Origin of the sequence: Xanthomonas sp. LMG 12459 (genome assembly GCF_009192905.1) — a bacterium.
GTDB lineage: Bacteria > Pseudomonadota > Gammaproteobacteria > Xanthomonadales > Xanthomonadaceae > Xanthomonas_A > Xanthomonas_A sontii.
In genome coordinates this window covers 11,854-34,542 of the sequence record NZ_NSGT01000067.1, presented here as the reverse complement: position 1 = coordinate 34,542, position 22,689 = coordinate 11,854, and the positions used below count along the sequence as shown (strand labels likewise).

Annotated in this window: 21 protein-coding genes; 15 read left to right on the top strand and 6 right to left on the bottom strand. The window is 67.9% G+C overall.

The genetic code is table 11. From position 1 onward, the window contains the following. Positions 1-38: 38 nt before the first annotated feature. The 3 genes from rpoA to CEK65_RS14930 all read left to right on the top strand — a co-directional run bounded on the left by rpoA (position 39) and on the right by CEK65_RS14930 (position 2,338). Positions 39-1,037 (top strand): DNA-directed RNA polymerase subunit alpha, encoded by a 999-nt coding sequence (gene rpoA, locus CEK65_RS14940; protein ID WP_010340455.1) that lies wholly within the window; start codon positions 39-41, stop codon positions 1,035-1,037. Positions 1,038-1,246: 209 nt separating this feature from the next. After that, positions 1,247-1,630, top strand: coding sequence for a 50S ribosomal protein L17 (gene rplQ / locus CEK65_RS14935; RefSeq protein WP_010340456.1), 384 nt, complete (start codon positions 1,247-1,249; stop codon positions 1,628-1,630). A 195-nt stretch (positions 1,631-1,825) separates the two neighbouring features. Further along, positions 1,826-2,338 carry a disulfide bond formation protein B gene (locus CEK65_RS14930; RefSeq protein WP_043095224.1) on the top strand — a complete coding sequence of 171 codons (513 nt, stop codon included), beginning with the start codon at positions 1,826-1,828 and terminating at the stop codon, positions 2,336-2,338. 170 nt (positions 2,339-2,508) lie between these two features. Here CEK65_RS14930 and CEK65_RS14925 read toward each other — a convergent pair whose 3' ends face one another. After that, entirely contained in the window at positions 2,509-3,390 is an 882-nt protein-coding gene (locus CEK65_RS14925; RefSeq protein WP_152182222.1) for a CocE/NonD family hydrolase, read from the bottom strand. 316 nt (positions 3,391-3,706) lie between these two features. Beyond that, positions 3,707-5,848 carry a TonB-dependent receptor gene (locus CEK65_RS14920; protein ID WP_152182221.1) on the bottom strand — a complete coding sequence of 714 codons (2,142 nt, stop codon included), beginning with the start codon at positions 5,846-5,848 and terminating at the stop codon, positions 3,707-3,709. A 200-nt stretch (positions 5,849-6,048) separates the two neighbouring features. On the opposite strand from CEK65_RS14920, the gene CEK65_RS14915 reads away from it, so the two are divergent. Further along, positions 6,049-7,443, top strand: coding sequence for a 3-deoxy-7-phosphoheptulonate synthase class II (locus CEK65_RS14915; RefSeq protein ID WP_152182220.1), 1,395 nt, complete (start codon positions 6,049-6,051; stop codon positions 7,441-7,443). A gap of 267 nt (positions 7,444-7,710) precedes the next feature. After that, on the top strand, positions 7,711-8,874 hold the full coding sequence (locus tag CEK65_RS14910; protein WP_026143871.1) for a mechanosensitive ion channel domain-containing protein: 1,164 nt from the start codon (positions 7,711-7,713) through the stop codon (positions 8,872-8,874). A gap of 159 nt (positions 8,875-9,033) precedes the next feature. Here the strand turns inward: CEK65_RS14910 and CEK65_RS14905 are convergent, their stop codons facing one another. Together CEK65_RS14905 and typA are read right to left on the bottom strand one after the other, a co-directional pair. Next, positions 9,034-9,519, bottom strand: a complete 486-nt coding sequence (locus CEK65_RS14905) for a DUF2127 domain-containing protein (RefSeq protein WP_017913015.1) — start codon at positions 9,517-9,519, stop codon at positions 9,034-9,036. Positions 9,520-9,535: 16 nt separating this feature from the next. Continuing rightward, positions 9,536-11,365: a translational GTPase TypA gene (gene typA / locus CEK65_RS14900; protein WP_010340464.1), complete on the bottom strand. Its 1,830-nt coding sequence runs from the start codon at positions 11,363-11,365 to the stop codon at positions 9,536-9,538. Positions 11,366-11,564: 199 nt separating this feature from the next. On the opposite strand from typA, the gene CEK65_RS14895 reads away from it, so the two are divergent. The 10 genes from CEK65_RS14895 (at position 11,565) to prpE (ending at position 21,347) form a co-directional block, all read left to right on the top strand. After that, on the top strand, positions 11,565-12,059 hold the full coding sequence (locus CEK65_RS14895) for a peptidylprolyl isomerase (RefSeq protein ID WP_152182219.1): 495 nt from the start codon (positions 11,565-11,567) through the stop codon (positions 12,057-12,059). Between the two features lie 91 nt (positions 12,060-12,150). Further along, positions 12,151-12,528 carry an NrdH-redoxin gene (locus CEK65_RS14890; protein ID WP_082028765.1) on the top strand — a complete coding sequence of 126 codons (378 nt, stop codon included), beginning with the start codon at positions 12,151-12,153 and terminating at the stop codon, positions 12,526-12,528. Between the two features lie 36 nt (positions 12,529-12,564). Next, the gene (locus tag CEK65_RS14885; RefSeq protein WP_152182218.1) at positions 12,565-13,551 is read left to right on the top strand and encodes a malate dehydrogenase; all 987 of its coding nucleotides are present in this window, start codon (positions 12,565-12,567) and stop codon (positions 13,549-13,551) included. A 70-nt stretch (positions 13,552-13,621) separates the two neighbouring features. Continuing rightward, positions 13,622-14,500 carry a LysR family transcriptional regulator gene (locus CEK65_RS14880; protein ID WP_152182217.1) on the top strand — a complete coding sequence of 293 codons (879 nt, stop codon included), beginning with the start codon at positions 13,622-13,624 and terminating at the stop codon, positions 14,498-14,500. A 79-nt stretch (positions 14,501-14,579) separates the two neighbouring features. Continuing rightward, the gene (gene gstA / locus CEK65_RS14875; protein ID WP_152182216.1) at positions 14,580-15,200 is read left to right on the top strand and encodes a glutathione transferase GstA; all 621 of its coding nucleotides are present in this window, start codon (positions 14,580-14,582) and stop codon (positions 15,198-15,200) included. Between the two features lie 99 nt (positions 15,201-15,299). Then, positions 15,300-17,810, top strand: a complete 2,511-nt coding sequence (locus CEK65_RS14870) for a prolyl oligopeptidase family serine peptidase (protein ID WP_152182215.1) — start codon at positions 15,300-15,302, stop codon at positions 17,808-17,810. 22 nt (positions 17,811-17,832) lie between these two features. Further along, the gene (locus tag CEK65_RS14865; protein WP_152182214.1) at positions 17,833-18,138 is read left to right on the top strand and encodes a hypothetical protein; all 306 of its coding nucleotides are present in this window, start codon (positions 17,833-17,835) and stop codon (positions 18,136-18,138) included. A 66-nt stretch (positions 18,139-18,204) separates the two neighbouring features. Beyond that, complete coding sequence (locus CEK65_RS14860; protein WP_152182213.1) at positions 18,205-19,032, top strand: hypothetical protein; 828 nt, start codon at positions 18,205-18,207, stop codon at positions 19,030-19,032. Positions 19,033-19,081: 49 nt separating this feature from the next. Further along, positions 19,082-19,348 (top strand): hypothetical protein, encoded by a 267-nt coding sequence (locus tag CEK65_RS14855; RefSeq protein ID WP_152182212.1) that lies wholly within the window; start codon positions 19,082-19,084, stop codon positions 19,346-19,348. Between the two features lie 127 nt (positions 19,349-19,475). Continuing rightward, positions 19,476-21,347 carry a propionate--CoA ligase gene (gene prpE, locus CEK65_RS14850; protein WP_152182211.1) on the top strand — a complete coding sequence of 624 codons (1,872 nt, stop codon included), beginning with the start codon at positions 19,476-19,478 and terminating at the stop codon, positions 21,345-21,347. A 49-nt stretch (positions 21,348-21,396) separates the two neighbouring features. Here prpE and CEK65_RS14845 read toward each other — a convergent pair whose 3' ends face one another. Beyond that, the gene (locus tag CEK65_RS14845) at positions 21,397-22,005 is read right to left on the bottom strand and encodes a glutathione binding-like protein (RefSeq protein WP_017911124.1); all 609 of its coding nucleotides are present in this window, start codon (positions 22,003-22,005) and stop codon (positions 21,397-21,399) included. 122 nt (positions 22,006-22,127) lie between these two features. Continuing rightward, positions 22,128-22,589 (bottom strand): cell wall hydrolase, encoded by a 462-nt coding sequence (locus CEK65_RS14840; RefSeq protein WP_152182210.1) that lies wholly within the window; start codon positions 22,587-22,589, stop codon positions 22,128-22,130. Between the last annotated feature and the right edge of the window lie 100 nt (positions 22,590-22,689).

The window sequence follows — 22,689 nt, the reverse complement described above, 5'->3', positions numbered from 1 at the left end:
CCTCCGGTCCACGGAGGCTCGTCAGGAGAACCCGCAACATGACGGTTACCGCCAACCAGGTTCTGCGCCCGCGTGGGCCGCAGATCGAACGCCTTACCGACAACCGCGCCAAGGTCGTGATCGAGCCCTTGGAGCGCGGGTATGGGCATACGCTGGGCAACGCCCTGCGTCGCGTGCTGCTGTCCTCGATTCCCGGCTTCGCGATCACCGAAGTCGAGATCGACGGCGTGCTGCACGAGTACACCACGGTCGAAGGGCTGCAGGAGGACGTGCTGGAAGTCCTGCTGAACCTCAAGGACGTGGCCATCCGCATGCATACCGGTGACAGCGCCACGCTGTCGTTGTCCAAGCAGGGTCCGGGCACGGTCACTGCCGCCGACATCAAGACCGACCACAACGTCGAGATCCTCAACAACGACCACGTGATCTGCCACCTGACCAAGGACACGGCGATCAACATGCGTCTGAAGATCGAGCGTGGCTTTGGCTATCAGCCGGCCGCAGCGCGCCGCCGTCCGGACGAAGAGACCCGCACCATCGGTCGCCTGGTCCTGGACGCCTCGTTCTCGCCGGTGCGCCGCGTCGCCTACGCGGTCGAGTCGGCCCGCGTCGAGCAGCGTACCGACCTGGACAAGCTGGTCCTGGACATCGAAACCAACGGCACGATCGATGCCGAGGAAGCCGTGCGCACCGCCGCCGACATCCTCAGCGACCAGCTGTCGGTGTTCGGCGACTTCACCCATCGCGACCGTGGCGCGGCCAAGCCGGCCAGCAACGGCGTGGATCCGGTGCTGCTGCGTCCGATCGACGATCTGGAACTGACCGTGCGTTCGGCCAACTGCCTGAAGGCCGAGAGCATCTACTACATCGGCGATCTGATCCAGAAGACCGAAGTCGAGCTGCTCAAGACCCCGAACCTGGGCAAGAAGTCGCTCACCGAGATCAAGGAAGTGCTGGCCCAGCGTGGCCTGTCGCTCGGCATGAAGCTGGAGAACTGGCCGCCGGCCGGCGTCGCCCAGCACGGCATGCTCGGCTGAGTTTTACGCATCCGGCCGGTGCCGCAAGGCATCGGCCGCGTGTCGTTCGCTTCATCCGCTTCATCCGCATCACCACGTCGACGGGTCGCCAAGCCCGCGGCGTCGCCCGGTCAGGGACGGCCGGCACGGACCATCCGCAGTCCACTTTCAACGCCAGGACGGCGACAGCGATCTCCAACAGTCACACTCTTCCATAGGAATCCCAACCCATGCGTCACCAGAAATCCGGCCGCAAGTTCAGCCGCACCAGCGCCCACCGCGAAGCGATGTTCAAGAACATGGCGGCGTCGCTGATCAAGCACGAGCTGATCAAGACCACCCTGCCGAAGGCCAAGGAACTGCGCCGCGTCGCCGAGCCGCTGATCACCCTGGCCAAGGTCGACAACGTCGCCAACCGCCGCCTGGCGTTCGCTCGCCTGCGCGACAAGGAAGCGGTGGGCACCCTGTTCACCACGCTGGGCCCGCGCTACCAGGCGCGCCCGGGTGGCTACCTGCGCATCCTCAAGTGCGGCTTCCGCGCCGGCGACAACGCGCCGATGGCGTACGTCGAGCTGGTCGATCGCCCGGCCGTGGCCGAGGAAGTGGCCGAGTAATCGGTTCGCATCTGCAGCAGCAAGAAGCCCGGCATGTCCGGGCTTTTTGTTTTTTGGGGGATCGCGGAGTCGGGATTGGGGATGGGGAGAGCGCGGTCGCGGCGCGGGCTGGGGCGGCCGACAGCGCCATGACACATGGTGATGGAGCGCACGATCGCGGATAATGCGTGGATCGTCGATGCGAGTTCGAGTCCGATGAATCCGTTACGTTGGGGTTTCCGCGCGCAGTTCCTGCTCGGCTTTCTGATCTGTGCCGGCCTGCTGGGCTATGCGATCTTCGTGCAGCTGCAGCTGGGCATCGAGCCGTGCCCGCTGTGCATCTTCCAGCGCATCGCGTTCGCCGCGCTGGGCGTGCTGTTCCTGCTCGGTGCCCTGCACGGGCCGCGCAGCGCCGGCGGGCGCAAGATCTATGGCGTCCTGGCGTTCCTGGCCGCGCTCGTGGGCGCCGGCATCTCCACCAAGCATGTCTCGGTGCAGCTGTTCCCGGACCCGATGGCGTCCTGCGGCCCGCCGCTGAGCTTCCTGCGCGAGACCATGGGGCCGTTCGAGGTGCTGCGCCGTGTGCTGACCGGCACCGGCGACTGCGGCAACATCGACTGGCGCTTCCTCGGCCTGTCGATGCCGATGTGGTGCCTGATCTGCTTCGTGTTGCTGGCGGTGTTCGCGCTGTATGCCGGGTTCAAGAGCCGCAAGCGCACGCTGATCTGACCGTCTTGCGGCTGCGCGTCGGTCGCCTGGTCTGATGGCGACCGTCGTCAACCCGCCGGGCGCTGCTGCGGCCGTCGCGGGCAGCGCTGACGTATGCCGCTGACGCGCACCGACGTTGCCCATCCTGTCCGTTCGGCGCCCCCGGTGTTTGTGCAGTGCCGGTCTGTCGGTCAGCGCGACGCGCTGGCCGGCGCCCGCGCTCCGTCGGCCTGCGGAACCACCTGAACGAGGAATGCCGCCACCGGCCTGGCCCAGACCGACGGGTCGGCCTGGGCGAAGGTCTTGTGGCCATCGTCGCCGAACGGCGGCAGGTCGACGAAGGTCACCGGCGGGGTCGAGCCCGCGCGGTAGGCGGCGTACATGCGGTGCGCCAGGTCGCGCCGGAAGAAGTGATCGTTCTCGGCGTACAGCCATAGCTGTGGCAGCATATTCGCCGCGCCCAGGGTTTTCTCCGCCTCGACCAGGCGGTCCTCGCCGGCGCAGATGACCTCCTTGCCGTTGCTGCCGCGCCCGCCGGCGAAGCTGATCACGCCACGCACGCCGGGTGGCGGCGCATCGGCCAGCGCCACCGCGCCGAGGCCGCCGGCGGACTGGCCGACCACGACGATGCGCTGCGGGTCCACGTCGGGAAGGCGAGCGGCGGCGTCGACGATCGCCGCCTCGGCCGCCGCGATCCTGCGCCCGGCGACGACGAAATCGACGTCGTGGCAGTTGCCTGCGCCTTCCAGGTAGCTGCCGCTGGAACTGCCGTAGCCAGGCCGCAGCGCCAGCACCACCATGTAGCCACGGGCGGCGAACCAGCGCGCGGCGCGGGCGAAGCCGAGGCGGGTGTCGGCGAGCTTGCGCTTGTCCGCGGGCGTGCCGTGGTGGATGACGATCAGCGGGAACGGACCGTGGCCCGTGGGGCGATACACGCGCGCGGCGAGATCGTAGCCGACGCCTTCTAAGACCACCGGCATCCGGAAGTCCGTAACGCGCTTGGCATGCACCGGCAATGGCGCAACGCAGGCGAGAAGGGTGGCCGCGAAGGCGGCGAACAGGTGCTGGCGCATGTGCGAAACCTGCCTGGACGGGCGTGGCAACGCGTCGTGGCGGTTCGTGTGCGATCGGCGTGCCGTGTGGCGCTGCCTCCGCTGGCGATCCCACGGCCACGACGCGGCGCGCGGCTTCGCTGTCCTGCTGGACGTGCCTTGGTCGGGTGGTCCGGATGCATCTTACCCGGCGATTGGCGGCGGCCCCTCGACCGATCGGTAGCGGCTTCCTGGCCACCGTTGCGTTTGCATCACTCCGCCACAACCGCCGTCATCCATCGTGTGGTGGCCTGCGGCACGTCGCGCGACATGCCGCAGGCCGCCGTCAGGGACTTGCTCAGAAGTCCTGCTGCAGGCTCAGGTAGACGCCGCGGCGCGGCGCCCACTGCGGCGCGAACACACCGATGCCGCCGCCGTCGCGCAACTGGTAGTGGCGGTCGAGCACGTTGAGCACGGCCAGCTGTGCGTGCAGCGGGTGGCTGCTGGCCAGGGCGAAGTCGTGGCCGGCGCTGAGGTTGAGCTGGAAGTACGCCGGCAGCTCGCCGCCATTGGGCACGCCGTCGGCGTCGGTGCGCAGGCCGCTGCCGAACAGGTAGTCGGCGCCGATGCGGCTGTCGTCGGCCAGGGCGTAGTTGATGCCGCCGGAGGAGGTCAGCTTCTGGTCGTGGTCCAGGTGGATCCAGTGGTCGTAGGCGTAGGCCAGCGCGTCCGGGTCGAAGTTGTACAGGCTGGTCATCACCCGCTTGCCCATGGCCTTGCTGTAGGCCGCGTTGAAGTAGGCGTTGATCGGGCCGTTGCTGTAGTCGGCGCTGAACTCGGCGCCGCGGATGCGGCCGTAGCGGTAGTTGAAGGTGGAGTAGACGTAGGCGGCGCCGAACTGGCCTTCGTCCTGCAGGCGATCGGCCTTGCGGTAGTAGGTGTCCAGGCCCAGGGTCAGGTGGTCGCCGACCATCTGCGAGATGCCCAGGTCGTAGTAGTCGCTGCGCTCGCTCAGCGGCTTGGTCGGGCCACCCGCCGCCGACTGCTGGTTGGTGGTGCCGTCGTACAGGGCGATGTCGCTGGTGGAGATCAGCTCGGTGGCCGGCGGGGTGAAGTAGCGCGCATAGCCGGCGTGCAGGGTGGTGCTGTCGCTGGCGTGCCAGACCACGCCCAGGCGCGGGCTGAGCTGGCCCTCGGTGGTGCCGAAGGCCTTGTAGCGGTCGCCACGCACGCCGTAGTTGATGGTCCAGGCGTCGCTCGGCTGCCACTCGTCCTGCAGGTAGACCGCGTAGGTGCTGGCGTGGAAGCGGCTGCTGTCGGGAATGAACAGCGGCACGTCGCTGCTCTGGCTGCCGTCGTCGTTGGCCGGGAACACATAGGCGTTGTTGCTGGCGTTGGCGTGTTCGAAGTTGCCGTACACGCCGTAGCGCAAGGTGTGGGTGCTGCCCCACGGCGTGGAGAAGTCGGCCTGCAGGGTGCTGGCACGGTTGGCGCGCTGCACCTGCGAGGCGATGCCGTTGAAGATCAGGTCGCCGGCGATGTCCGGGGAGAAGGCGACGCTGCTGTAGCGCTGGCCGGCCGACAGCTGGTAGCTGGTGTCGCCGAGTGCGCCCTGCAGCACCAGGGTGCCGAAGCGGGTGTTCTCGCGCTGGTTCTCGTCGAGCTGCGCCGAATCGAAGGTACTGGTGCCCTGGTAGGTGAAGGCCGGCGTCTGCCCCGGGTTGTTGGGGATCTGGAAGCGGTTGTTGGCGTAGCCGACCAGCAGACTGAGCCGGGTGTTCTCGTTCAGCAGATAGCTGAGGTCGGCGAAGCCCTTGCCCTGGTGGGTCTTGTCGTGGATCGGGTTGTCGCTGTCGGTCGGGTTCTCCATGCCGATGCGGTTCTGCAGGTAGTTGCCGCTGGCGAACCAGCTGAAGCGGCCGTCGCTGCCCCACCACGAGGCGTTGGGGTTGAGCGTGCCGTAGGAGCCGCCGGTGATGCCGACGCTGCCGCCGTTGCCCAGTTCCACGCCGTTCTTGGTGGTGATGTCGACCACCGCCGCGGTGCGGTCGCCGAACTGCGCCGGCAGCGCGCCGTCGAGCAGGCGGATGTTCTTGATCGTGCGCGGATCCAGGGTCTGGCCGAAGCCGGAGATGGATTCGGGGATCATCACGCCGTTGATGCGGTACTGCAGGTTGGCGTGGTCGCCGCGCACATGGATGCCGCCATAGGAATCCTGGACCACGCCCGGTGCCTGCAGCAGCACCTGGTTGAGCGGGGTGGAAGCGCCCAGCGGCAGGCGCGCGATGTCCTCGGCGCTGATCGCGTACTGGCTGCTGCCGATGTCCGGCGACAGCGCGTTGCGCGCGGCTTCCAGCTTGGCGGTGACGGTGACCGGATCGAGATCGACGGTCGGCTCGGCGGCAGCGCTGCTGTCGGCGGCGGTATCCGCAGCGAGGGCGAGGCCGGGGGCGACCAGGAGGATCAGGGCGATGGCGGAGGAGAGGGGGCGACGTGTCATGGCGAGGTGGACCGAATGGAAAGGAATTGTTACTTAATAACAGTGTGCTTTCGCAAAAACGCCGGCGTAGGCCGGAAGTCATGGTGGCATCGCGATGTTGCTTGCCGTTCATGTCCTGGCGCTGCCAGCGTGACCGGCGTGCGGCGCTATGCGGCGCGCCCCGGCTCTGCGAACATCGCACACTGCCAAGGAGTCCTTTCATGAATCTGTCCGCCGCCGCCGTGTCCGCATCCGCCTCGTCGTCCTGGTCACCTGCCAGTTGGCGTGACAGGCCGGCGCTGCAGATGCCGGTGTATCCGGACCCGCAGGCGCTGGAGACCGCGCTGACGGAACTGCGGCAGTTGCCGCCGCTGGTGACCTCCTGGGAGATCTTCGCGCTGAAGAAGCAGCTGGCCGAGGCGCAGGAAGGCAAGCGCTTCCTGCTGCAGGGCGGCGATTGCGCGGAGAACTTCAGCGATTGCGAATCCGGCACCATCTCCAACCGGCTCAAGGTGCTGCTGCAGATGAGCCTGGTGCTGGTGCACGGCCTGCGCCTGCCGGTGGTGCGGGTCGGTCGCTACGCCGGGCAGTACGCCAAGCCGCGCTCGGCCGATACCGAGACCCGCGAGGGCGTGACCCTGCCCAGCTACCGCGGCGACGTGGTCAATGGCCCGGAGTTCACCGCGCAGGCGCGGGTGCCGGACCCGCGGCGCATGATCACCGCGCACTCGCGTTCGGCGATGACCATGAACTTCGTGCGCGCGCTGATCGACGGCGGCTTCGCGGATCTGCACCATCCCGAGTACTGGAACCTGAGCTGGGTCGGCTGCTCGCCGCTGGCCGAGGACTACCAGAAGATGGTGGCCTCGATCGGCGATGCGGTGCGCTTCATGGAGACCCTGTCCGGCGCGCAGCTGTACAACCTCAATCGCGTCGATTTCTACACCTCGCACGAGGCCTTGCTGCTGCCCTACGAGGAAGCGCTGACCCGCGAGGTCCCGCGGCAGTGGGGCTGGTTCAACCTCAGCACGCACTATCCGTGGATCGGCATGCGCACCGCGGCGCTGGACGGCGCGCATGTGGAGTACTTCCGTGGTATCCGCAATCCGATCGCGATCAAGGTCGGGCCGTCGGCGCAGCCGGACCAGTTGCTGCGCCTGATCGACGTGCTCAATCCGGAAGACGAGCCGGGCCGGCTGACCTTCATCCACCGCATGGGCGCGGCGCAGATCGCCGAGAAGCTGCCGCCGCTGCTGGACGCGGTGAAGCGCGACGGCCGCCGCGTGCTGTGGGTGTGCGATGCGATGCACGGCAACACCGAAAGCACCAGCAACGGCTACAAGACCCGGCGCTACCAGAACGTCCTGGGCGAGGTGGAGCAGTCGTTCGACATCCACGCCGCGGCCGGCACCCGCCTGGGCGGCGTGCATCTGGAACTGACCGGCGAGGACGTCACCGAGTGCACCGGCGGCGCGCGCGAACTCACCGAGCGCGACCTGGAGCGGGCCTACCGTTCCAGCGTCGACCCGCGCCTGAACTACGAGCAGTCGCTGGAGATCGCGATGGCGATCGTGCGCAAGCAGAACGGGCGCAACGTCGCCACGCCGCTGGCGTAGTCGGTTGGTGTAGTCCGCGGCGCGTGCCGCTGCCGCACGTGCGGCGCATTATCGTGCCGTGGCCCGAGGGCTGCAGCATCGCTGCATGCGATACCGCGCATCGGCTTCGCGTCGCCAGCGGCATGCGCCGCTTTTCGGAAGCGCTTGCACGCGCGCCTGTATGCCATGCGGCTGCCGTCGCCCGGCGCCGCCGCGCGTGCTCGACATCGCGCTAATCCCTCCACTGCCAGACTGTCGCGACTCCTCCCCCCGACAAAGGAGCGCATCTTGACCCTCGATCTTCATTGGGTGCCCTGGCGTGCCTATACGCTGCCGATCGGCGCCGCGCTGATTCTCGGTTTTCTGGCCTGGTGGCTGCTGTTGCGGATCGCCCAGCGCATGCGCGGCCGCGACTACCGGCGTGCGCGCATCGTGCGCGTGATCAGCGTGCCGGTCGCCTTCCTGCTGCCGATGCTGATGCTCAGCTTCGCGCTCGAATCCACGCCGCTGGACGAGAAGGCGCTGACCGACCTGCAGCACCTGCTGCACATCGGCATGATCGGCTGCGTGACCTGGCTGCTGGTGCGCGGCGTGGCGGCGCTGGAAACGGCGATCCTGCGCAGCCATCCGATCGAGGTGGCGGACAACCTCACCGCACGCCGCGTGCAGACCCAGACCCGGGTGCTGGCGCGGGTGGCGATGGGCACGATCATCCTGGTGGGCACCTCGATCGTGCTGCTGACCTTCCCTGCGGTGCGGCAGATCGGCACCACCTTGCTGGCCTCGGCCGGCATCATCGGCCTGGTCGCCGGTATCGCCGCCAAGCCGGTGTTCGGCAATCTGATCGCCGGCCTGCAGATCGCGCTGACCCAGCCGATCCGACTCGACGACGTGGTCATCGTCGAAGGCGAGTGGGGCCGCATCGAGGAGATCGGCAGTTCCTACGTGGTGGTGCGGATCTGGGACGAGCGGCGCATGGTGGTGCCGCTGACCTGGTTCATCGAGAACCCGTTCCAGAACTGGACGCGCAACAGCGCCGACCTGCTCGGCACCGCGTTCCTGTGGCTGGACTACCGCACGCCGATCGCACAAGTGCGCGCCGAGCTGGAGCGGATCTGCAAGAGCGAGCCGCTGTGGGACGGGCGGGTCTGCGTGACCCAGGTGACCGACACCAGCGAGCGCACGATCCAGGTGCGCCTGCTGGTCAGTGCGCGCAACTCCGGCGACGCCTTCGACCTGCGCTGCATCGTGCGCGAACGCATGCTGGATTTCCTGGTGCGCGAGCATGCCTACGCGTTGCCGCTGCTGCGCGCGGAAGTGGCGCCGGAGCCGGTGCGGCTGTCGCACCCGCCGGTGCGCGCCAGCGATTCGGAGGCGATGCGTTCGCCCGGTGCCGAGGATGGGGCGCCGGCAGTGAATGCGACAGCGGGCGAGGCACGTGCGTCCCGCTGATCGCTGAGCGGTCTTGCCGCATGATCATGCGGCGTGGGATGGGATTTGCGCGACCACCAGCGGTGCCCGCCGAATGCCAGGAACGCGAATGCGCCCACCGGTGACTGGCAGGCGCATATCGCTTGAAGAAAGCCGGCACCGCCGCGGCGCGGGGTGCGGCTAGGCTGCAGGAGGATGCCGCCGCCGCCGCACCAGGTCGCGGGCGAGGATGCCGACCACGGCGAGATTGATCGCCAGCACCGCCCACGACGCCCAGCCGGGGTGGCGCACGATCGCGTAGACGTCGAAGGGCAGGTAGATCGCCGCGGAGATGCAGCCTAGCAGCGAGGCCCAGGCCTTGGCGCGCCACAGGCCCCAGGCCTCGATGATGTGCAGCACGCCGTAGGCGAGCATGCCGGCGGCGGCCAGGTGCACCGCGCCGGGGTTGATCATGGTCAGCAGCGAGGGCAGGGCGCCGTGGTCCGGGTCCAGGCTGAAACGCACGATCAGCTTGTCCACCCCCGCGCGCAGCGGGGCCGGACCCATCAGTTCCAGCCCCGTGGCCGCCAGCACCGCGAGCAGGCCCTTGCCGGCCTCCAGCAGTGCGATCAGGTGCAGACCCGGATGCGCGTGCGGATCCGGGTTGTACGCCTTGTCGGCGGCCATGGGCGTGCGCTATCCCTTAGCCCGCGCGACCGGCGCGCTTGCGCTCGTTTTCGGTCAGGTGCTTCTTGCGCAAGCGGATCTCCTTCGGGGTGACTTCGACCAGTTCGTCGTCCTCGATGAAGTCCAGCGCCTGCTCCAGCGTGTACTTGATCGCCGGAGTCAGCTTGATCGCATCGTCCTTGCCCGAGGCACGCATGTTGGTCAGCGGCTTGGTCTTGATCGCGTTGACGGTCAGGTCGTTGTCCTTGGAGTGGATGCCGACCAGCTGCCCTTCATACACGTTGTCGCCTTCGGCGGCAAACAGGCGGCCGCGCTCTTCCAGCGGGCCCAGCGCGTAGGCGGGGGTGGCGCCCGGCGCATTGGCGATCATCACGCCGTTCTGGCGCTTGGCGATGGCGCCCTGCTCCTTCGGGCCGTAGTGGTCGAACACGTGGAACAGCAGGCCCGAGCCCTGGGTCAGGGTGCGGAACTCGTTCTGGAAGCCGATCAGGCCACGCGCCGGGATCATGTAGTCCAGGCGCACGCGGCCCTTGCCGTCCGGCTCCATGTTCTTCAGCTGGCCCTTGCGGATGCCCAGCTTCTCCATCACGCCGCCCTGGTGCTGCTCCTCGATGTCCACCACCAGCTGCTCGACCGGCTCCATCAACTGCCCGTCGATCTCCTTGATGATCACTTCCGGGCGCGACACGGCCAGTTCGAAGCCCTCGCGGCGCATGTTCTCGATCAGCACCGACAGGTGCAGTTCGCCGCGGCCGGAGACCAGGAACTTGTCGGCGTCTTCCAGCTGCTGCACCTTCAGCGCCACGTTGTGCACGGTCTCGCGCTCCAGCCGGTCCTTGAGCTGGCGGCTGGTCAGGAACTTGCCGCCGGACAGGTCCTTGTTGCCGGCGAACGGCGAGTTGTTGACCTGGAAGGTCATCGAGATGGTCGGCTCGTCCACGGTCAGCGGCGGCAGCGCCTCGGGGGCTTCCAGCGCGCACACGGTGTCGGAGATGGTCAGCTCCTGGATGCCGGAGATGGCGACGATGTCGCCGGCCTGCGCGCTGTCCTGCTCGATCCGCTCCAGGCCCAGGAAGCCCAGTACCTGCAGCACCTTGCCCTGGCGCTTCTTGCCTTCGCGGTCGATCACCGCCACCGGCATGTTCTTCTTCAGCACGCCGCGCTGGATGCGGCCGATGCCGATCACGCCGACGAAGTTGTTGTAGTCCAACTGGCTGATGCGCATCTGGAACGGGCCGTCCGGGTCCACGTCCGGCTTCGGCGCGTGCTGCATGATCGCTTCGTACAGCGGGGTCATGTCGCCGTCGCGCACGCTGTCGTCCAGCGAGGCGTAGCCGTTCAGCGCCGAGGTGTAGACGATCGGGAAGTCGAGCTGCTCGTTGGTGGCGCCGAGCTTGTCGAACAGGTCGAACACCTGGTCGATCACCCAGTCCGGGCGCGCGCCGGGGCGGTCGATCTTGTTGACCACCACGATCGGCTTGAAGCCCATCGCGAACGCCTTCTGGGTCACGAAGCGGGTCTGCGGCATCGGGCCGTCCATCGCGTCGACCAGGATCAGCACGGTGTCCACCATCGACAGCACGCGCTCCACCTCGCCGCCGAAGTCGGCGTGTCCTGGGGTGTCGACGATGTTGATGCGGTTGCCCTGCCAGGTGATGGCGGTGTTCTTGGCCAGGATGGTGATGCCGCGTTCCTTTTCCTGGTCGTTGCTGTCCATCACGCGCTCGGCCAGCACCGTGCGCTCGGACAGGGTGCCGGACTGCTTCAGCAGGCAGTCGACGAGGGTGGTCTTGCCGTGGTCGACGTGGGCGACGATGGCGATATTGCGAAGATTTTCGATGGACATGCGAAAGGGGGCCAGCCGGCGCCAGAAGGAAGGAAAGGAAGCCACCTAGTATACCCGGATCCCGTGACGCCTGCCGGCGGTCGGCGGCGGTGGGCCGGGCGGGGGCATTCAGGCGCCGGCGCCGGGCGCGGGCAAAGCCTGAACGAGGCGACGTGTATCCTATGCGCCCCTCATGACGCCCCCGTTTCCAAGGAATCCCATGTCCCTGATCGCCCATTTCGACACCGCCCGCGGCCCGATCAAGATCGAGCTGTATCCCGACAAGGCCCCGCTGACCGTGGCCAACTTCGTGAACCTGGCCAAGCGCGGCTTCTACGACGGGCTGAACTTCCACCGCGTGATCGCCGACTTCATGATCCAGGGCGGTTGCCCGGAAGGCTCCGGCCGCGGCGGCCCGGGCTACCGCTTCGAGGACGAGACCAACAACGGCGTGCGCCACGACCGCGGCGTGCTGTCCATGGCCAACGCCGGCCCCAGCACCAACGGCAGCCAGTTCTTCATCACCCACACCGCCACTCCGTGGCTGGACGGCAAGCACACCGTGTTCGGCAAGGTGCTCGACGGCCTGGACGTGGTCGACAGCGTCGCCCAGGGCGACGTGATCAACAAGATCACCATCGAAGGCGACGCCGACGCGGTGCTGGCGGCCAAGGCCGACCGCGTCGCCGAGTGGAACCGCACCCTCGACGCCTGATCCGGCGCTGTCCGCGCGACCGGCCCTGCGGCCGGGCGCGCGGAGCCTGCGTGCTACCATTTTCCCGATTGATTGCCGCACCCGACCGCCGATGACGATGCGCCCCCTTGTGTTGTGCCTGCTGCTGCTCGCCATCGGCGGCGGCGTGCATGCCTGGTGGCGCAGCGCGGACCCGGCGCCGTCGGCCGCACTGGCCGCGGGCGACCCGCGGCGGCTGACCGGCGAGGCCGGCATCGTCATGCTCGCCGCCGACTGGTGCGGCTACTGCCGCCGGCAACAGGCCGATTTCGCCCGCGCCCAGGTCCGCTACACGGTCCTGGACGTGGAGCAGGAGGCCGGCCGCCAGGCCGCCGCCGCGCTGGGCCTGGAAGGCGTGCCGATCACCGTGATCGGCCAGCACGTGGTCGAAGGCTACGACACCGCCGCCCTGGACCTGCACCTGCAGCCGCTGGGCTATCGCGTCTACTGATCCACCCCACCCACTTTCTTAGCAGAGGAATCCCCCATGAAAGCACCCGTTCGTGTTGCCGTCACCGGCGCCGCCGGCCAGATCGGTTATGCCCTGCTGTTCCGCATCGCCTCCGGCGAAATGCTGGGCAAGGACCAGCCGGTGATCCTGCAGTTGCTGGAACTGCCGATGGAGAAGGCCCAGGCCGCGCTGAAGGGCGTGATGATGGAGCTGGAAGACTGCGCGTTCCCGCTGCTCGCCGGCATGGTCGGCACCGACGACGCCGAAGTCGCGTTCAAGGACGCCGACATCGCCCTGCTGGTCGGCGCGCGTCCGCGCGGCCCGGGCATGGAGCGCAAGGACCTGCTGCTGGAGAACGCCAAGATCTTCACCGCGCAGGGCGCGGCGCTGAACAAGGTGGCCAAGCGCGACGTCAAGGTGCTGGTGGTCGGCAACCCGGCCAACACCAACGCCTACATCGCCATGAAGTCGGCGCCGGACCTGAACCCGAAGAACTTCACCGCGATGCTGCGCCTGGACCACAACCGCGCGCTGAGCCAGCTCTCGCTCAAGCTCGGCAAGCCGGTCGGCGGCATCGAGAAGCTGGTGGTGTGGGGCAACCACAGCCCGACCATGTACCCGGACTACCGCTTCGCCACCGCCGACGGCGCCTCCATCGCCGATGCGATCAACGACCAGGAATGGAATGCCGGCACCTTCATCCCGACCGTGGGCAAGCGCGGCGCGGCGATCATCGAAGCGCGCGGCCTGTCCTCGGCCGCCTCGGCCGCCAACGCCGCCATCGACCACGTCCGCGACTGGGTGCTGGGCAGCAACGGCAAGTGGGTGACGATGGGCGTGCCGTCCGACGGCTCCTACGGCATCCCGGAAGGCGTGATCTTCGGGTTCCCGGTCACCACCGAGAACGGCGCCTACACCATCGTCAAGGATCTGCCGATCGACGACTTCAGCAAGAAGTACGTCGACAAGACCCTGGCCGAGCTGGAAGAAGAGCGCAGCGGCGTGGCCCACCTGCTGGGCTGATCGCCAACTGCGATCGCGTCGTCACGGAACGCCGGGCCCCGCCCGGCGTTTCGCGTTGTGGGAGTCCGACATGATGAATCTGATCCACTGGCGGCTGTACGTCGCCGTGGTCGAGTGCGGCAGCATCAGCGCCGGTGCCGCGCGCTGCGGCATCACCCAGTCCGGCGCCAGCCAGGCCATCGCGCAGATGGAGCACGTGCTGGGCACGGCGCTGCTGCTGCGCGAGCGCGGGCGGATCCGGCCGACTCCATTCGGGACGCGTGCGCTGGAACATGCGCGGGCGATGCTGGCCGAGCTGGGGCAGATCCAGGCCCTGGCCAAGGCGGAGCGTGCAGCGGGTGCGGCCTCGCTGCGGGTCGCCGGCTTCGCCTCGTCGCGGCCATGGCTGGCGCCACGCCTGCGCGCGTTCGAGCGGGCGCATCCGGACACGGGTGTGGTCTGGCTGGAAGGCGGCGACGAGGAGGTCGAGGCCTGGCTGGCGGCCGGGACGGTCGACCTGGGCGTGGTGCTGGATCCGGCGCCGGAGCGCGACGCCATGGTGTTCGGCATGGACGAGTGGCTGGCGGTGCTGCCGCCGGCACTGGCGCGTCCGCAGGCGCGCGACATCGCCCTGGCGGAACTGCTGACGCTGCCGTTCGTACTGGCCACCGGCGGCTGCTGGCTGCATGCGCAGCGCCTGGCCGAACGCGCCGGGCTGGCGATCGCCGACCTGCGCCTGCAGGTGCGCGACTGGTCCAGCGCCTGGGCGCTGGTGCGCGACGGCGCGGGCGCCAGCCTGCTGCCGACGTCGGTGCTGCCGGCCGAGCGCGACGGCGTGCAGGTGCTGCCGTTGCAGCCGCGGCTGCAGCGCCGCTTCGCCCTGGTCGCTGCTGCACACGCGGCGCCGGCCGCGCTGCAACTGCGCCGGTTCCTGGACGAGGCCATTAGCGGCGCTACTGACCCGGCCTGACATTCTTGTTTCTCCGCAGGCCGCCGTGCCGCACACACTGCGCGCGCCGACTGTCCGGCGCCTCTTCGAGACCGTTCCGATGCTCCTCTATGCCGCCCCTGGCGCCTGTTCCCTGGCGCCGCACATCGTGTTGCGCGAACTGCAGCTGCCGTTCCGGTTGGTGCGCGTGGACAACCACAGCAAGCGCACCGCCGATGGCGAGGACTTCCGCGCGATCAATCCCAAGGGCTACGTGGCCGCGCTGCAACTGGAGGACGGCCAGGTGCTGACCGAGGGGCCGGCGATCCTGCTGTACCTGGCCGACCGCTGCCCACAGGCGGCGCTGGCGCCACCGGCGGACGCAGACACTTTGCCGCGCTACCGCCTGTACGAGTGGCTGGCCTTCATCAACAGCGAACTGCATGCCGGCAGCGTGCCGCTGTTCGATGCCGGGCTGGCACCGGCGCGGCGCACCGCGGTCGCCGCTCGCCTGCTGCAGCGCTATGCCCATGCCGAGGCTGCGCTGCGCACGCAGCCGTACCTGCTCGGCGAGCGCTTCGGTGTGGCCGATGCCTATCTGTTCACCGTGCTCGGCTGGCTGCCGCGGTTCGGCCTGTCGCTGGACGCGCATCCGGCGTTGGCGGCGTACGCGGTGCGCATCGCGCAGCGTCCCAGCGTGGCGGCGGCGCTGGCCGCCGAGCAGGCGCTGCAACCGGCCTGAGCGCGGCACGCAGGCGGTGCCAGGCATGACCTTCGGCGCTCGGCCGCAGCGCGGCGGCCGTGCTAGGTTGCCCGGGCCATTCGAAAGGGGATTTCGACCATGCTCATGCCGTTCCGCTGGATCGGCGCCCTGGCGCTCGCCAGTGCGTTGCCTGTCGCCGCCCACGCCGCCACCGCCGACAGCGGGTATCGGCAACCGCCCGAGCCGCTGCTGGGCGTGATGCGCGCCCCGCTCAATCCGACGCCGCGGCTGGACCCGACCGGGCGCACCCTGTTGCTGGTGGAGCGCCAGGCCTACCCGCCGATCGCGCGCGTCGCCGAGCCGTACCTGAAGCTGGCCGGGGTGCGCGTGGAACCGCGCACCCACGCCCGCCACGACATGTCCAACGGCTACGGCATCCGCGCCTGCCTGGACGGCTTCAGCCTGGTCGACGTGGCCAGCGGCAAGCAGACCGCAGTGACTTTGCCGGCCGGTGCCTGCCCGGCGCAGCCGGTGTGGTCGCCGGACGGGCGCCGCTTCGCCTTCAACAACACCGCGGCCGACCGCGTCGAACTGTGGCTGGGCGATGTCGCCACCGGCGCGGTGCGTCGTATCGACGGCGTGCAGCTCAACCCGGTGCTGGGCGGCGAGATCCAGTGGCTGGGCGGCAGCGACACGCTGCTGGTGCGCGCGGTACCGCAGGACCTGGGCCCGGCGCCGGTCAAGGCGGCGGTGCCGCCGGGACCGGAGGTCAAGGAAGCGATCCGCGGCAAGGGCGAGAGCAGCACCTACGAGGCCCGCGACACCCTGTCCAGCCCCGAGGACGAGGCCCTGTTCACCTACTACGCCACGGCGCAGCTGGTCACCGTGGATGCCGCCAGCGGCAAGCTGCGCACGGTCGGCAAGCCGGCGGTGTACTCGGTGGTCGACGGTGCGCCGGACGGCCGCCACGTGCGCGTGGAGCGCCTGCAGCGTCCGTACTCCTACGTCACCACCTACGGCCGCTTCGCCCACGACGTGGCGGTGCTGGACCTGGCCGATGGCAGCGAGCGCGTGCTGGCGAACCTGCCGGTGGCCGACCGGGTGCCGGTGCACGGCGAGCCGACCGGACCGCGCGACTATTCCTGGCGCGCCAACCAGCCGGCCACGCTGATCTGGGCCGAGGCGCTGGACGGCGGCGACTGGAAAACCAACGTGCCGGCGCGCGACAAGCTGCTGACCCTGTCTGCACCGTTCACCGGCAAGCCGCGCGAGCTGGCCAAGGTGACCCAGCGCTACGCCGGCCTGAGCTGGTTCGCCCAGGGCGGGCAGGCGCTGCTGGACGAGTACGACGAGAACCGCCACTGGCGCCGCACCACGCTGCTGGATGCGGACCGCCCCGGCAGCGCCGGGCGGGTGCTGTTCGACCTGTCCACCGACGACCTGTACGCCGATCCCGGCACGCCCGAGCTGCGTCGCCTGGCCAACGGCGAATACGTGCTGCGCGAGGACAACGGCGCGCTGTTCCTGAGCGGGCAGGGCGCCACCCCGAGCGGCGACCGGCCGTTCCTGGACCGCTACGACCTGGCCAGCGGCAAGACCCAGCGCCTGTTCCGCAGCGGCGCCGACGTCGACGAAGCCTTCGCCGGGTTCGCCGCCGACGACACCACCCGCTTGCTGACCTGGAGGCAGTCGCCGAGCGACCCGCCGAACGTCTACCTGCGCACGCTGGGCCAGCCGCAGCCGGCTGCGGCAGCCGGCGAGGCGGTGGTCGCCTCCACCCTGGCGCCGGTGACTCGCTTCCCCGATCCGACACCGGTGGTGCGGCAGATCAAGAAGCGGCTGGTGACCTACAAGCGCAAGGACGGCGTGGAACTGTCCTTCACCCTGTACACGCCGCCCGGCTACAAGGAAGGCACGCGCGTGCCGGCGATCCTCTACGCCTATCCGCTGGACTACGCCGATGCCTCCAAGGCCGGCCAGGTCAGCGGCGCCAACGACCGCGACTTCACCCGCCTGCATTCCTACCAGCTGTTGCTGCTGGCCGGCTACGCGATCATCGACGACGCCGCGTTCCCGATCGTCGGCGATCCCAAGACCGCCTACGACACTTACCTGCAGCAGTTGGTGGAGAACGCGCAGGCGGCGGTGGACAAGGCGGTGGCGCTGGGCGTGGTCGACCGCGACCGCATCGGCGTCACCGGCCACAGCCACGGCGCGCTGATGGCGGCCAACCTGCTGGCGCACACCGACCTGTTCCGCGCCGGTGTGGCCACCAGCGGCAGCTACAACAAGACCCTGACCCCGTTCGGCTTCCAGAACGAGCGGCGGTCGTTCTGGGCCGCACCGGAGGTGTACGCGCAGGCCTCGGCGTTCTTCCACGCCGACAAGATCAACGAACCACTGCTGCTGGTGCACGGCATGGACGATGCCAACCCCGGCACCGAGACCACCCAGGCCCCGCGCATGTTCCAGGCCATCCGCGGCCTCGGCGGCACCGCGCGGCTGGTGCTGCTGCCGTTCGAACCGCACTGGTACACCGCGCGCGAATCCAACGAGGACGTGGTGGCGGAAATGCTGGAGTGGTTCGACCGCTACGTGAAGCAGGCGCCGCCGCGTGCGGCGTCGGCGGACAAGGCGAAGACGCAATAGTCGGCCGACCTGGGAGCGCACGATGACATGGCGTTTGCTCTGCGCGCCGGTGTTGCTGGCGCTCACTGCATGCGGTGCGGTCGACACGGTGAAGAATGCGTACGCGCATTCGCGGGAGGTGGCTGCCGACTTGGAGAAATCGGTCGGCAGCAAGCCCGCGGTCGGCTTCAACTGGGCGAACGGCGCGCTGGTCCAGGTCACGGTCAATTTCCAGGGCGTGCCGCACAAGCCGTTGGCGCAGATCATGCAACTCAGCAAGGATTCGGTGGCCACGCGCTTCGAGCAGGCGCCGGGGGGGGGGCGTTTACGGTGCCGGGGAAGTAGCTAGTAATTGATGCTCATGGTCGCGGAAGCACTGTGCGCATCTCAGTCAACCGTCTAGGAAGACGTATCCATGGATCCTCTGTCCTTCAGTTTGCCGACCGTCATTTGGTCGGGAATTGTCGCTGCATTTATCTCTTTGAGTGGCGTGGTCCTTTCCAATCGTGCCAGCATGAGCCGGCTTAAGGAGCAGTTGCGGCATGATGCAAAAGAGAAGCATCAGGATCGTCTCGCAAGTCTGAGGCGAGATGTGTACTTGCCGCTTATTGCCGAAACAAATAGAGCGAATGGGTACCTTGGATCTCTCTCTGCTCAAGATCCAACTGAGGGCGGTTTTGGAGAGCCTCTGCAAGGTGTGATCGCAATGTTGGCGAAAGTCCAACTTGTTGGCTCTCGAGAAGCTACAGCGGCCGCGGCCGAGTTGACTGCGCTGTATGGGGAGGCGCTTCTAAGGCTTATCGGCTTTGCAAAGCCAATGCATGAGGCAAAGATCGACATTAGGATTTCGGATGAACTGTATCAACAGAGTGCTGCTCAGGTGCAGCGAGTGCTTTCCGAGATTGCAGCGGAAAACGAATCAGGGGTGCCAAATCAAATTCGGCTGGCTTCGCTGTTTAACTCATTGAGCAACTATCGTGAGCAGTCTTCAATTCATTCAGGCGCGCGCAATGCCGCCTGGGATGTCTACAACTCTAATCAGCAAGGCTTCGCAAGAGCGGTCCTTGAGGAAATAAAAAGGCTTGGCCCCGCGCAGATCAGTCTAATGTGCGCAATTCGAAGTGAATCAGGTTTGGATGGTGATGCTTCTGAGCTCAGGGCTCGGCTAGAGGAGAATAGCAAGAGGGGAGGTCAGGCAATTGATGAGTTGCTGAGTAAGCTGAATTCATCTGTTGATGGCTGAAAATTGCTGGGCTCAGTGCGTTTGCCGGCGGATCTTTGGGGTAAATACGATGAAGAATGAATTTGAAGACGATCTCATCATTGTGCCAGTGCCTCCGCTAGTTGCAGTTTTGCTTAATCTGGAAAAAAAGAAGGGATCTTCTCTCACAGAAGGCGAAGTCCTGGAGGCGAGAGACAATGCTGTTTGCATCGCATTGCCAAAGGGCGTATGCGATGCTATCGCGGAATCTCGCGGATACAACGACATCGATCCTGAGCGGGCCTGGGAAGAGTGGGTTGAGATTCGCTCCTCACTTCAAGCTGGGTCTGACAGTTAGCTCAGCCCAAACTCGCCCCTAGGGATTGTGAGGAGAACGTTTATGTTCTTCGACCAAGGTCGGAACGACGCCCTCCCCGCCGAAGGACTATGCTCGGAGCCGGTGCACCGGCCTTGGGAGGGGCGGCATGGACTACGCGACGCTGTACCGACGCTCGATCGAGCGGCCGGAAGAGTTCTGGGCCGAGCAGGCCAGGGCGATCCACTGGGAGCGGCCGCCGCAGGCGATCCTGGAGTACGACACGCCGCCGTTCCGGCGCTGGTTCGTCGGCGGGCTGACCAATCTGTGCCACAACGCGGTGGACCGGCATCTGCCCGAACGCGCCACGCAACTGGCGCTGGTCGCGGTGTCCAGCGAAACCGGGCAGACTCAGGAGATCACCTATGCGCAGCTGCACCGCGAGGTCAACGCCTTCGCGGCGGTGCTGCAGCGGCTGGACGTGCAGCGCGGCGACCGCGTGGTCATCTACATGCCGAACATGGCCGAGGCGGTGTTCGCGATGCTGGCCTGCGCGCGCATCGGCGCGGTGCATTCGGTGGTGTTCGGCGGTTTCGCCGCGCACAACCTGGCGCTGCGCATCGACGATGCGCGGCCCAAGCTGTTGATCGCCGCCGATGCCGGTAGCCGCGGCGGCAAGCGCATCCCCTACAAGCCGCTGGTCGATGCCGCCTGCGCGGAGGCCAGTGCGCCGCCGCAGACCGTGCTGATCGTCTCGCGCGGGCTGGATCCGGCGCAGCCGCGCGTGCCCGGGCGCGATGTCGACTATGCCGAGCTGCGCGCCGAGGTCGGCGATGCGCAGGTGCCGGTGGTGTGGCTGGAATCCAACGAGCCCAGCTACCTGCTGTACACCTCCGGCACCACCGGCAAGCCCAAGGGCGTGCAGCGCGATGTCGGCGGGCATGCGGTGGCGCTGGCGTTGTCGATGCGCACGGTGTTCGACTGCGGCCCGGGGCAGACCATGTTTTCCACCTCCGACGTGGGCTGGGCGGTGGGGCATTCGTACAACGTGTACGGTCCGCTGATCGTCGGCGCGACCTCGCTGTTGTACGAAGGCCTGCCGGTGCAGCCGGATCCCGGCGTGTGGTGGGCGCTGTGCGAGAAGTACCGGGTGCGCACCATGTTTTCCTCGCCGACCGCGATCCGCGTGCTGAAGAAACATCCGGCGCGCTACCTGCGCGAGCGCGACCTGAGCGCGCTGCGCTATCTGTTCCTGGCCGGCGAGCCGCTGGACGAGCCGACTGCGTTGTGGATCGGCGAGGCGCTGGGCAAGCCGGTGATCGACAACTACTGGCAGACCGAAACCGGCTGGCCGGTGCTGACCCTGTTGCCGGGCGTCGAGTTGCGGCCGGTGAAACCGGGATCGCCCGGCTTTCCCAATCTTGGGTACCGCACGCGCATCGTCGACGAGCACGGCGTCGAGGTGCCGGCCGGGCGCAAGGGCGTGCTGGTGATCGAGCCGCCGTTGCCGCCGGGCTGCATGACCACGGTGTGGAACGACGACGCGCGCTTCCTGCGCAGCTACTTCAGCCATTTCGATACGCTGCTGTACAGCTCGCTGGACTGGGCGATCCGCGACGAGGACGGCTACACCTTCATTCTCGGCCGCACCGACGACGTGATCAACGTGGCCGGACATCGCCTGGGCACGCGCGAGATCGAGGAAGCCATCGCCGGCCATGCTGACGTGGCCGAGGTCGCGGTGATCGGCATGCACGACGAATTGAAGGGGCAGGTGCCGGTGGTGTTCGCGACGCTGAAGCAGGTCGCGCCGGATGCCGCGGCAGTAGTCGAGGAACTGCGCCAGTGCGTGGTGGAGCGTCTTGGCGCGGTGGCGCGGCCGGCGCAGGTGTATCTGGTGCAGGCCTTGCCGAAGACGCGGTCGGGCAAATTGTTGCGGCGCTCGCTGCAGGCGCTGGCCGAGCAGCGCGATCCGGGCGATCTGTCGACGCTGGACGATCCCGGCGCGCTGGAGGAAATCCGCCGCGCCTTGCGCGGTTGACGTGCGACTGGCGACGCCGGCGCAGCCGCGCCGGCGTTCGCATCGCCGATCAGCTCAGCCCTTCGGCCTGCAGCGCCGCCTGCACCTGCGGATCGGCGGACATGCGTTCGAAATGCAGTTGCAGATTGGGGCCGAGCGCGATCTGCTGCGCGCGCGCCCAGCGCAGGGTGACGAACAGGTAGGCATCGGCGATGGAACGGCGCGCGCCGCCCAGCCAGGTCTGCTGTTCCAGCGCAGCTTCCACGCGCGCGTACAGCGTGCGCACGCGTTCGCGTGCATGTTCCTGGGTGCGGGCGATCACCGCGGCATCGTCGAGATAGCGGGTGCTGCCGAACAGCGGATGAAACGCCGGGTGTAGATCTGCGTTGAGGAAGGCCAGCCAGCGCTGCACTTCGGCACGGCTGCGCGGGCTGCCGTCGCCAGCCAGGTGCGCGTCGGGCGCGAGATCGGCGATGTAGTTGAGGATCGCCGAGTTCTGGGTCAGCACCCAGTCGTCCATCTGCAGCGCAGGCACCGCGCCGGCCGGATTGATCGCCAGGTACGCCGGCGCCTTCATCGCCGCGGCATCCAGCAGCTTCAGTTCGAACGGCAATCCGGCCCAGCGCAGCGCGATGTGATCGGCCAGCGAACAGGCGCCGGGCTTGGAATAGAGTTTCATGGCAGGCGGTTCCGCATCGGTCAGGACGGCAGAGCGTACCTGCTGTGCGGGGCGCTTGGCGATGAAGACGCGCCATGCGTGGCGCGCGCGCCTGCGTCAGGGCATGCCTGTGTGGCGAACGATCAGGACGCGTTGCGCGGGTGCAGCTTCTGCACGCGATAGAACGTGTGGTCGCCGATGGTCGCGACCTGATAGGCATTGCGCCAACTCGGGCTGGCGATGGCATGCGCGGCGAAGTGGCTGGCGCCCGGCACGATCTCCTTGCGCTGGCCCTGCGGCAGCGCCCAGTTGCGCTCGGCGGCGAAGGCGACCTTGACCGCATCGGCCCAGGCGTCGTCGTTCTTCAGTTCGGTGCCCGGCTTCACCAGGCCTGGCGCGAACTGCTTGCGTGCGGTGACCACCTGGCACATCGAATCGCCCCACAGGCCGCTGTCCAGGCGACGCAGCGCCACTTCCGCGACGGCTTGTTGTCCGCGCAGCGTCTGGTCGCGCGCTTCCAGGTATACGGTGGTGCTGAGGCAAAGCGAATCGGCAGCGGGTTGCGGCAACAATTGCGAGAGCCAGAGAATCCAGGCCAGTTTCATCGTACTCCTTGCTCCGTATGGGCCGTCGTCGTGGCGCTGCGCCGGGATGGCGCGGCAAGCGATGCGGCTTGGCGTCATGGGGAGGCGGCCTGTCACGGGC